This is a genomic window from Sedimentibacter hydroxybenzoicus DSM 7310, from assembly GCF_013403245.1.
Classification (GTDB): domain Bacteria; phylum Bacillota; class Clostridia; order Tissierellales; family Sedimentibacteraceae; genus Sedimentibacter; species Sedimentibacter hydroxybenzoicus.
On record NZ_JACBNQ010000045.1, the window covers coordinates 1 to 11,069 of the forward strand.

Consider the following 11,069-nt stretch of genomic DNA (forward strand, 5'->3'; position numbering starts at 1 on the left):
CTTTGCTTCTGTTTGCTCTTTTTTATTTTTCTTTCAATCTTTTTTTATAATTTTATTTGCTTTTGCGGAAACTCAAAATCTTAATTTTTTCGGGTGATTAAATTTGATACTTAATAAATATATTTTATATACTGGAGATCGAGAAAGACAAACAAAATTAATAGTGGAATATAAAAGACGTAGAATTTTATTGGATTTTACGTTTTTTTGTGGAAAAATATTGAAAATTGTAGTAGAAATTTCAACAATAAAATGGTATTATTAGGATGTGATATCGATTTCATATTTCAAAATTGAAACATTTTCTGCATAAGTCTAAAAGACACAACTTAAATAAAAAAATAAAATCAGAAATTCCTAATAGGTAAACTAAAAATCACACACAATATAACATATTTCAATTCCTTATAGGTAGATTAGTGTTAAAATATTTATGATCACATACAGATATGCTATAAATTAGCATGATTTAATGTATCTGTCAAGAATTTTAATATAATAAAGGCGGAATCATAAATTTTTTACATATTGACAAATGTCACTAAAGTTTATTATAATGCAATTAACACACACATCAATATAACATTAAAATTAATAATAGGAGAATAAAATGAGAGTAGAAATTCATTTTGATCTAAAAGAACCGTCATATATACCTATCCAATATAATCATATTGTCCAAGCCGTGATAATGTCTTGGATAGGTGATGAAAAATTCAAAAGTTTCATACATAACAAAGGATATAAATTTGAAGAAAGAGCGTATAAATTGTTTACTTTCTCAAAAATTAACGGTAAATTTCGAATAGATAAGCAAAACAGAAAAATAATTTTTTATGAAAATATGAGGATTACGATTTCTTCAGCTGTAAATGAATTTATGGAATATTTACTAAGCAGTGTGTTGATTGAAAATAATCCTATAAATATTGGCGGTGCAAAAGTAGAAATCAGCAGAGTTGAAGTTAAGGAACAACCCAAGTTATCTGAAAAGGTTCAGGTATATACGTTATCACCGATAACCGCCTATTCTACATTGGATAACAAACAGACAAGATTCTACAATCCTTTTGATAAAGAGTTTAGTCAATATATCAAGAATAATCTTATGCACAAATATGAGGCGTATTATGGTAAGCAACTTGAGGATGCCAATCTTAATATTAAGCCTATAGGAGCTGTCAAAGAGTCGAGGATTAACTATAAAGGATTTCATATTTTAGCTTATAATTGTGAATTGGAAATGGAGGGGAGTGGTGAATTATTAAGAATGGCATACGATGCAGGAATCGGAGGGAAAAATGCTCAAGGGTTAGGTTGCATAGAAATAAAGAAAAGGAGGTGATTATATGTTATATGATGTTTACAGGGTAGGTAAAGCTATAGGTAATTTGGATAATGACAGTGATGGATTATTAATTCCGGAAACACCTAAGGATATTACAAATGTAATATCACTGTGCTTTGAAAAAAGAGGGGAGGAAGTAATTTATTCGGGTGTTGATATAACAGATTATAATGTCGATATTGCACATAAGTATTTGCTCAGAAAGGCATCATCGAACGGAGCAAACTATGGACCAAGTGCACAGCTTACTGAAGTTAATAAAACTCTTACCAAAAAAATTGCAGCATGGTTCAGAGATTTACAATCTGAAAAGTCTGAAGAAAATGGACAAACCTTGATATCGCAAATATACCGGCTTATAAATGATAATCAAGAAGAAATAGAAGCTTATATAAGTCAAAATATGCCCAAAGGTAAGGGAATAAAAAATTTATTAACAGTCAAGGTAGACGGAAAGTTTCCGGCAGAGATTGAAATATTTTATAAGGCTTATTCTGATAAAATCAGGAAGAAGTTAGTTGGCGAAGAGAGTTGTAGGGGTACATGCTGTTTATGCGGTGAAAAGAATGTGGATTTATTACCCAAAGTGGACGTATTTAAATTTTACACACTTGATAAACCGGGCTTCATAAGCGGAGGATTTTCTGAAAAAGATATATGGCGAAATTGTCCCGTATGCATATCGTGCGAACCTATTTTGAGAGAGGGTAAAAAATATATGTTAGATCATCTTGGATTCAACTTTTATGGTCTGAGTTATTATTTAATACCTTCTTCGACATGCGGTCAGGATGCACAGGATTTTTTGGTTGATAAATTGGAAAATATCTCAAATAAAAGCTTTTCTTTTAAAGAAGGCGAAGCAAAAAAAACAGACTCCCTTAGTGATGATATCTTTGATGCATTGGCAGAGTATGGAGATGTTAATTCGTTCAGAATTATATTTTTTAAAAAGGAAAATTCTGCAGAAAGAATATTACTCGACATCAAGGACATTTTCCCTTCAAGATTTAGAGAATTATATTCTGCTAAGTACAAGATTGAAGAAATATACAACGGCGTAATAAATGAAAAGTTTAATTTTAGTTACTTTAGGGAGTTCTTAAGAAAGACTGACAATAAAATGAGAGATAACGATTTAGATAATAATTTTCTTTCGTTGACAAAAGATATTTTTACAGGAGAGAAATTATCCGTTAATACTTTGCTGCCTCATTATATGAGAAATGTAAGATATGCTTTTGTAAATGATGATAGATTTTATGCTACAACGTTACGTGCATGGATTGGAATTAACTATTTATATGAAATTGGTTGTATAAATTATGGAAGGAAGGATTTTATGGACGAAAAGTTACAAGAAGTGTTGGGACCTTATAGTTCAGGACTTGATACGAATATAAAAAAAGCTTTGGTATTAACGGGCGCATTGGTCAAGAAAGTTATGAATATTCAATATAAAGAATTGAATGGATCTACGCCGTTTGAAGCAAGGTTGAAAGGTCTTAGAATGCGCCAGAATGATGTTCAAGGGTTGATTAAAGAAGCCGAAAATAAAATGATGGAATATAAAAGATTTTCAAAGTCATCAGATTTAATTGCTAAAACAGCTTTTAAATTAATATTTGAAGCTGAACCAAAATGGGGGCTATCGACGGACGAGATTAACTTTTATATAGCTGGGGGCATGACCCTTAGTAAAGAATTATATGATGGGTTAGAAGATAAAACAAAAGAAAAATCAGAAGAGGGGAAAGAATAAAATGTCTATTGCAAAAAGAAGTGAATTAATATTTTTATACGATTTATCATGGGGAAATCCAAATGGAGACCCGAATGATGCTAACAAGCCGCGTATTGATTCGGAAACGGGAATTAATTTCGTTACGGATGTTAGATTAAAGAGAACAATAAGGGATGAACTTATAGCAAGAAATTATGATGTTCTGATCAGAGATACATTTAATGAAGAAGATGGAACACTGAAGGATGCAAAAAATAGAGGTGTTGATTTTCTTCCTGAATCAGCAAAACAAAAGGCTAATAAAAATAATAAGGATAAATCAACATTGACAAATGAAGAGTTAAGAGAGTTTCAAAACAATGTCAAAAGGTGCGTAGACATAAGGATGTTTGGATGTGTGCTACCAAGTGAAATTAAAAATGCAAGCTTACAATATACCGGACCTGTGCAATTTAAAATGGGATATTCCATGCATCCTGTAAAATTGGAGTTGGTTAAAGGAACGGGAGCTTTTGCAAGCGGAGAAGGTAAAGACCAAAAAACATTCAGGCAAGAATATATGCTGCCATACAGTCTGATTAATTTTTACGGTGTGATTAATGACAGGGCTGCAGAAATAACAGGGCTTACGGAAGACGATGTAAAACTTTTATTAGATGCAATGTGGTATGGCACGAAAAACTTAATTACAAGAACTAAAGCAGGACAAGTACCAAGATTATTGATTAACGTAGCTTATAAAGAGAAAGATTTTTATATTGGAGAGTTAGATAAGAAAGTTAAATTTAACTATGATATTGCTGGTGAATCAGTAAGGTCAGTAAAAGACGGAACAATGCAATTAAAGGAGTTAAAGGATTGCCTGATACTAAATAAAGAGAAAATAGAAAAAATATCAATCAAAATGGATTTGGATTTGAAAACAGACATTAATATTGTAGAAGAATTAAAAAATACAGGTATAATGATTGATGTTATCGCCTAAGCGAGGTAATTTTATGAAATGCATATGTTTTAAACTTACGGGGGATTACGGACATTATAGACCGTATTATACAACGAGCTCGCCAACCACATATTCACTTATGCCTCCTACATCAATTTATGGTTTGATAGGTGCAATGCTGGGTCTTAGTAAAGACAATAATAATTATTATAAAGATTTGGAAAGTGCGAATACAAGAGTTGGGATAGGACTGATTACACCCGTTAAAAAGATTGCCATGAGTACAAACTTAATAAATACTAAGAATAATTATTGGGTTCCTACGAACAAAAACTCAAGTGGACCAAGAACTCCTACAAGATTTGAATATGTAGTTGGGCAGGAATATTTAGTATTTATTACTATGAGTGATGAGATATTGCTTGATGAACTGGCGAAAAGACTTGAAAGACATTGCTTTGCTTATGGAATTTCATTAGGATTGTCTAATTTAATAGCTGATGCACAATTAATATGCTATGATAGCATGCAAAAAGTTAACGGTAATGACTACATAGAAATGGATTCCGCTGTTCCGACAAACAAAATAGAAAAGGAAAAAGGAATTAAAGTGTTATCGGATATTAAATACTGTAAGGAAAGATATGTCAGAAAATTTGGTGAAAACAGGATTCCTTTAGATTATGTGGATGCTTTGTTTTCAACAAATGCGAGGAAAATATCTGTTAAATGTAGTGAAGTATATAAGTTAGATAATTTTTATTTTTCTTTTTTAACTTAGTTCAAAGAAAGTTCTCCCGCTTATCTAAGCGGGGGAACATATCTAAGCTTAAACGGAGGATAACATGCAGGAAATATTATCTCACCCAGACAGAAGGCTGAAAACACATTTAAGTGAAGTATTGCATTGGGGTAATTTGTATAAAAAGAATGCTGATTGTAAATTGTTAAATAATATAAATGATGATTTATTGTACAGCTTTTTTGTATTCCATGACATTGGTAAGAGTACAAGCTTCTTTCAGAAATATATCAGGCATGAGGATGTGAATAGCGATTTAAAAAGCCATGCTGCTCTATCTGCTATGTTATTTTTATATTATCATATACTTAAAGATGATATTACGGGCAATGAAGAAATTTTAGAAATAATGGCTTATGCAATTTTAAAGCATCATGGTAATTTGGAAAGTGTCTCTGACATAAATGATTACTTGACAAGAAGCAGCTTAGAAAATATAGATAAAGAGAACATTGCTATTCAATACAAATCAATTGACATGGAATCGGTTAAAAAAGAGTTGTCGGAATTAGGATTGGAATTAGTAGTTTTAAGTAAGATATTTAATAATGACGAAACTTTTTTCATTAAATCGTTAGTTGATTTTTTTACAAAAAGGAGAAGGGAAAAAAGCAGAGATAGAATTAAATCTAAAAGAGGAAATATAGAAACAGATACAAACTTAAAGAACTATTTTACAATGCAGATTTTATTCTCATTACTAATAGATTCGGATAAAAGTCAGGTATCTGTTGGTGACACGGAATTAGTTAAAAGAGTTGAAATTAAAGCTGATGTTGAAAATTTTATTAAGAAACGAGAAGCAATGCCTTCAAGTTTAAATGTTTTGCGCTCCATGGCTTTTGAAGAAGTAAACAAAAATATAAATATTGACAGTAATATATACACTTTAACACTACCAACAGGCATGGGTAAAACATTAAATTCTTTTAATTTTGCTGTTAAGCTCAGAAGAAAATTGTTAGAACAAACAGGTAAAACATATAGAATTATTTATGTTATGCCTTTTATGAGCATTATTGATCAAAATGCAGGCGTTATTGAAAATGTTTTAAAAATGTCGCATAAAAATGTATATAGCAATATGATTTGTAAACATCATCATCTTACGGAAATAGAGTGGGTAGCAAACGAAAACACATTGATTGAAGGCAATAATGCACAAATATTGATTGAAGGCTGGAACAGCGAGATTGTAATAACAACGTTTCAACAATTTTTCTCGACTCTTGCCGGACACAAAAACTCTATGCAAAGAAAATTCAGTAAGCTTAGTAATTCTATTGTTATTATTGATGAAATTCAAGCTATTCCGGTAAAATATTATAAATTTATAGGAAAATTACTTACAGGATATGCTGATTTAATGGACAGTAAGATTGTTGCTATGACAGCAACACAACCCCATATTTTCAGCCACGACAGCAGTACACAGCTTTGTGAATACAAAAAATATTATACACAATTAAACAGAACAAAGATTATAAATGAGCTTAATAACATCAGAACTATTGATGAATTTGCAGATGAACTGGAATGTGCAGAATCAAAGACTTATTTATTTATACTCAATACTATAGAAAGTTCAAAAAAATTATATACATTATTAAAAGAGAAAATTTCTGATAGAAGTATTACATATCTTAGTACATTGCTTCCGCCTAAAGTAAGAGTAAAAAGAATTAGTGATATCAAGGCAAAAAAATATGATATTGTTGTAAGTACTCAATTAGTAGAAGCGGGAGTTGATATTGACTTTAACGTGGTTTACAGAGATCTGGCACCATTGCCATCAATTTTCCAAAGCGCAGGCAGAGCCAACCGAGAGGGAACGGGCATTTATAAAGGGGAAGTTCATATTATTAAACTTAAAGGTAATAATGGGTTTTATGCGGATACGGTTTATAAAAGTGCAAAAACGGATTTAGATATAACAGAAAAATTATTAAAGGATTATGATATATTGAATGAACCTGAATTTATGCTAATAATAGATAAATACTTCGATAAGATGGCAGATGAAAATATTAAGTCTCAACATGTCTCAAATGCACTTTTAAAAGGTGCGGTGTCGCAGTGGTTTTATGGAGAAAGTTACAGCTTATCCGATGAGAAGATTCCGTTAAATGACTTCGAATTAATAGAAGATAAGGGAGAAAAGTTTCAAGTGTTTATTGAACTTGATGATGAAGCAGAACTAATTTGGAATGAATACAGTATTATAAGCAATCAAACGGAAGATAAATGGGAACATAAAGCGAAGCTTAAGGCAGTATCAAGGAAAATGTCAGAGTATATTGTAGACATTAATATTACTACGAAGTCAAGATATAATAAACCTCCCGTGGATGGTAATAAGGTATATTATTACGTTGGCATGAGTGAAATTGATAGATATTACAATGCAGAAACAGGATATGGAGTTGAGTCAGATGTGCATTTTTTTTAGACATGCAATTAAATTTCACAATATCTGTTATAGGCATAGAAAGGATTATTGACTATGAATGAGTTTAATATAAGTGGCACATATATATGGTATTATTGTATATGCAAAAGAGAAGTATGGCTTTTAGCTCATGCATTAGAGGCGGATCAACAGGATGAGAATATGCAAATTGGAAATATAATTCATGAAACATCGTATAGCCGAAGCAGTAAGGAGGTTGGATTCGGACATTCTAAATTTGACATAATTTCTAAAGATAATGGCAAATTGGTGGTAGGTGAAATTAAGAAAAGCTCACGGTTTGTTGAAAGTTCACGTATGCAGCTGTTATTTTATTTGAAAGAATTGTCAGATAATAATATAGCTGCAGAAGGAGTGCTGATGTTTCCTGATGAGAAGAGAAGAGAAGTCGTAAAATTGGATGAAGAGGGCAAAGCAAAACTTGAAAATATTATTAATGATATAAAGCAAATTATAAGCCTTGAGAAGGCTCCGCCACCAGTTCTGATTAAGTATTGTAAAAAATGTGCATATGCAGAATTTTGTTGGGCATAGAAAGGGGGTTCTAATATATGAAAAAGTCAATTTATATATTTAATGATGGAGAAATTCATCGCAAAGATAACACAATTTATTTTGAAGGTGAAGATGGCAAAAAATATCTACCTGTTGAGGATATTGGTGAAATATGTGTAATGGGCGAAGTTGGAACAAGCAAGAAATTTTTGGAATTCTGCACATCTAATCAGATTGTCATTCATTATTTTAATCATCACGAATATTATGTTGGAAGCTATTATCCAAGAGAGCATTATAATTCAGGTTATATGATTTTGAATCAGGCAGAAAACTATCTTGATATTGGTAAAAGAAGATTCCTGGCATATAAATTTATTCAGGGTAGCGCACTCAACATAATAAATGTTTTAAAATACTATCATAATAGGGGAAAGGATGTTGGAAAAAACACAGAAAATATAGTGCAATTATTAGACAAATTGGATGTAAGCATGGATATTGAGCAAATGATGGCTATTGAAGGAAATATCAGAGAGGTATATTATTCAGCATTTGATGATATATTGGAAAACAGTGTTTTCTCATTTGACGTTAGAAGTAAACGACCCCCATTAAATAAAATGAATTCATTGATAAGCTTTGGAAACTCATTATTATATACGACAATTTTAAGTGAAATATATAATACACATTTAGATCCTCGAATAGGATATTTGCATTCTACTAATAATAGAAGATTTACACTAAATTTAGATGTGGCAGAAGTATTTAAGCCTATAATTATTGATAGAATTATCTTTACATTGATAGGTAAAAAAATGATTCAGGCAAAACATTTTAATAAAAATTTAAATTCTGTTTTGCTTAATGAAGAAGGTATGAAAATATTTATTTCATCTTATGAAGAAAAGTTGCAATCGGTTTTTATGCATAAAGAATTAGGCAGAAATGTATCATACAGAAGATTAATAAGGATGGAACTTTATAAAATAGAAAAGCATTTAATGTCAGAGAAAATTTATGAGCCTTTTATTAGCAAATGGTAGGTGAGCATATATGTTTGTTATATTGGTTTATGATGTAGGAGAAAAAAGGGTTGCAAAAGCGTTAAAAACTGCGAGAAAATATTTGTACTGGGTTCAGAATTCTGTATTAGAAGGTGAAATTTCTGAGGCAAATCTACGAAAATTAAAAGATGAACTAAAGAAATTATCTGATGAAAGTGTGGATTCTTTTATCTTCTATTCATTTAGAACAACTAAATATTATGATAGAGAAATTATTGGTGTAAAAAAGGGTGGGCAAGGGTTATTTTTATAATTGTCGATGTCTGATAATGTAAAAATATACGGGGGGCGACAATTAATCTTATATTGAAATATCAGAATTGTTGCATATTTCTTTTTATGAAATAATTATATTAAGTTTTATATTTTATTGTAAATCTTAATATTTTATGGGTTTATAGATTACCTATGAGGAATTGAAATAAAGGTGTTAAGATTGCAAGTCAGAATATGCAAAGTGTTTATAGATTACCTATGAGGAATTGAAATTCAAAATAATGCGGTTCAGGTCCATATCCCCATGCGTTTATAGATTACCTATGAGGAATTGAAATCAGTTTTACCAATATCAACAACTTCGATATCTCCAAGTTTATAGATTACCTATGAGGAATTGAAATATAAAGATAATTTAGTAATGCAGAAGCTGAAAGAGAATGTTTATAGATTACCTATGAGGAATTGAAATTCTTGATTATGATTTTAATAGTTTGTCACAATATACGTTTATAGATTACCTATGAGGAATTGAAATTGAAGAAATCATCAAGAATGCAAAATTTGAAACCCGTTTATAGATTACCTATGAGGAATTGAAATTGCAACGGTAGCGTTGGAGATTGCAAACCCGGTATTAGTTTATAGATTACCTATGAGGAATTGAAATTCCCGGTCCATACTCTTTGCCAATCTCCGGTAAAGAGTTTATAGATTACCTATGAGGAATTGAAATGCAAAACCCGCAACCTCTCCCAACGGTCCAACTTTCGGTTTATAGATTACCTATGAGGAATTGAAATGTTCAAAGCCCGTCGTTTCTTTTGTCTCTACGTTAAAAGTTTATAGATTACCTATGAGGAATTGAAATTCGAATTTGCGGGAACGGTGATCCCGCTTATTAAATGTTTATAGATTACCTATGAGGAATTGAAATTGGAGAAGTCTTTTTGAAGATTATCAAATCATCATAGTTTATAGATTACCTATGAGGAATTGAAATATAATTCAGGCAATAAAAACAGTATGGCAACGCCTATAGTTTATAGATTACCTATGAGGAATTGAAATTGAACTTTGCGTAAATATAGTAAATATCTTTTGCCAGTTTATAGATTACCTATGAGGAATTGAAATCATGAATTGAAAGGAGAATAACAATGCCAAAACCAGTTTATAGATTACCTATGAGGAATTGAAATTACTCTCCGTCTGTCCATCTTGCACAGCACCCAAAGTTTATAGATTACCTATGAGGAATTGAAATACAATAAAACTATCTTTATTTCTTTGTTCAATCCAAGTTTATAGATTACCTATGAGGAATTGAAATTGGATGGAGCCGTAAACGGTTCAAATGCAAATATAGTTTATAGATTACCTATGAGGAATTGAAATGCATGATAACTTCATTTATATCCAAAACACCGGTTGGTTTATAGATTACCTATGAGGAATTGAAATTAAGGAGTAGGTACAGATCTGTAAATGGAGCAGACACAGTTTATAGATTACCTATGAGGAATTGAAATAATAATAAACAAATAGTAACTGTATGGGTAGAAAATGTTTATAGATTACCTATGAGGAATTGAAATCATCTATTTCATCTGGTCGTAAACCTCTAAACATCTACGTTTATAGATTACCTATGAGGAATTGAAATTAAAATTACCTTTCATCTATTCACCCTCCGTTATTTGTTTATAGATTACCTATGAGGAATTGAAATTCAGGCAGACGAGGAATATTGTTCTTTCTATCTTTAAGTTTATAGATTACCTATGAGGAATTGAAATTAACGAGTGACGGATGTCAGCCTGAGTGTGAATTGAGGTTTATAGATTACCTATGAGGAATTGAAATACCTCCAGTGTCACTTCAATACTCTGCCCGTCCTTGTTTATAGATTACCTATGAGGAATTGAAATTCTACATTTTCTTTAAGATATAATGTAAAGCTATTTTGTTTATAGAT

Annotated in this window: 8 protein-coding genes and 1 CRISPR repeat array; all 8 genes read left to right on the forward strand. The window is 30.9% G+C overall.

Going from position 1 to position 11,069, the window contains the following annotated elements; genetic code table 11:
• Positions 1–610: 610 nt before the first annotated feature.
• The 8 genes from cas6 (at position 611) to cas2 (ending at position 9,128) form a co-directional block, all read left to right on the forward strand.
• Positions 611–1,345 carry a CRISPR-associated endoribonuclease Cas6 gene (cas6, locus tag HZF24_RS18380; protein ID WP_179239837.1) on the forward strand — a complete coding sequence of 245 codons (735 nt, stop codon included), beginning with the start codon at positions 611–613 and terminating at the stop codon, positions 1,343–1,345.
• A gap of 4 nt (positions 1,346–1,349) precedes the next feature.
• A complete protein-coding gene (locus HZF24_RS18385; protein WP_179239838.1) occupies positions 1,350–3,110 on the forward strand; it encodes a TIGR02556 family CRISPR-associated protein in 1,761 nt (586 codons plus the stop codon).
• Between the two features lies 1 nt (position 3,111).
• On the forward strand, positions 3,112–4,077 hold the full coding sequence (gene cas7b, locus HZF24_RS18390; protein WP_179239839.1) for a type I-B CRISPR-associated protein Cas7/Csh2: 966 nt from the start codon (positions 3,112–3,114) through the stop codon (positions 4,075–4,077).
• A 13-nt stretch (positions 4,078–4,090) separates the two neighbouring features.
• On the forward strand, positions 4,091–4,819 hold the full coding sequence (gene cas5 / locus HZF24_RS18395; protein ID WP_179239840.1) for a CRISPR-associated protein Cas5: 729 nt from the start codon (positions 4,091–4,093) through the stop codon (positions 4,817–4,819).
• 64 nt (positions 4,820–4,883) lie between these two features.
• The gene (gene cas3 / locus HZF24_RS18400; protein WP_179239841.1) at positions 4,884–7,289 is read left to right on the forward strand and encodes a CRISPR-associated helicase Cas3'; all 2,406 of its coding nucleotides are present in this window, start codon (positions 4,884–4,886) and stop codon (positions 7,287–7,289) included.
• A gap of 54 nt (positions 7,290–7,343) precedes the next feature.
• Complete coding sequence (cas4, locus tag HZF24_RS18405; RefSeq protein ID WP_179239842.1) at positions 7,344–7,844, forward strand: CRISPR-associated protein Cas4; 501 nt, start codon at positions 7,344–7,346, stop codon at positions 7,842–7,844.
• A gap of 17 nt (positions 7,845–7,861) precedes the next feature.
• Positions 7,862–8,854 carry a type I-B CRISPR-associated endonuclease Cas1b gene (gene cas1b, locus HZF24_RS18410; protein ID WP_179239843.1) on the forward strand — a complete coding sequence of 331 codons (993 nt, stop codon included), beginning with the start codon at positions 7,862–7,864 and terminating at the stop codon, positions 8,852–8,854.
• Between the two features lie 10 nt (positions 8,855–8,864).
• Entirely contained in the window at positions 8,865–9,128 is a 264-nt protein-coding gene (cas2, locus tag HZF24_RS18415; protein WP_179239844.1) for a CRISPR-associated endonuclease Cas2, read from the forward strand.
• 140 nt (positions 9,129–9,268) lie between these two features.
• Positions 9,269–11,022: a CRISPR direct-repeat array (repeat unit 30 nt; unit sequence GTTTATAGATTACCTATGAGGAATTGAAAT).
• The last annotated feature ends 47 nt before the right edge of the window (positions 11,023–11,069 follow it).

What these genes read in the sequence shown, in the direction of transcription:
- HZF24_RS18385 (WP_179239838.1), top strand. Translation starts at nt 1,350, where the DNA reads ATGTTATATGATGTTTACAGGGTAGGTAAAGCTATAGGTAATTTGGAT.
- cas4 (WP_179239842.1), top strand. Translation starts at nt 7,344, where the DNA reads ATGAATGAGTTTAATATAAGTGGCACATATATATGGTATTATTGTATA.
- cas2 (WP_179239844.1), top strand. Translation starts at nt 8,865, where the DNA reads ATGTTTGTTATATTGGTTTATGATGTAGGAGAAAAAAGGGTTGCAAAA.
- cas1b (WP_179239843.1), top strand. Translation starts at nt 7,862, where the DNA reads ATGAAAAAGTCAATTTATATATTTAATGATGGAGAAATTCATCGCAAA.
- cas6 (WP_179239837.1), top strand. Translation starts at nt 611, where the DNA reads ATGAGAGTAGAAATTCATTTTGATCTAAAAGAACCGTCATATATACCT.
- cas7b (WP_179239839.1), top strand. Translation starts at nt 3,112, where the DNA reads ATGTCTATTGCAAAAAGAAGTGAATTAATATTTTTATACGATTTATCA.
- cas3 (WP_179239841.1), top strand. Translation starts at nt 4,884, where the DNA reads ATGCAGGAAATATTATCTCACCCAGACAGAAGGCTGAAAACACATTTA.
- cas5 (WP_179239840.1), top strand. Translation starts at nt 4,091, where the DNA reads ATGAAATGCATATGTTTTAAACTTACGGGGGATTACGGACATTATAGA.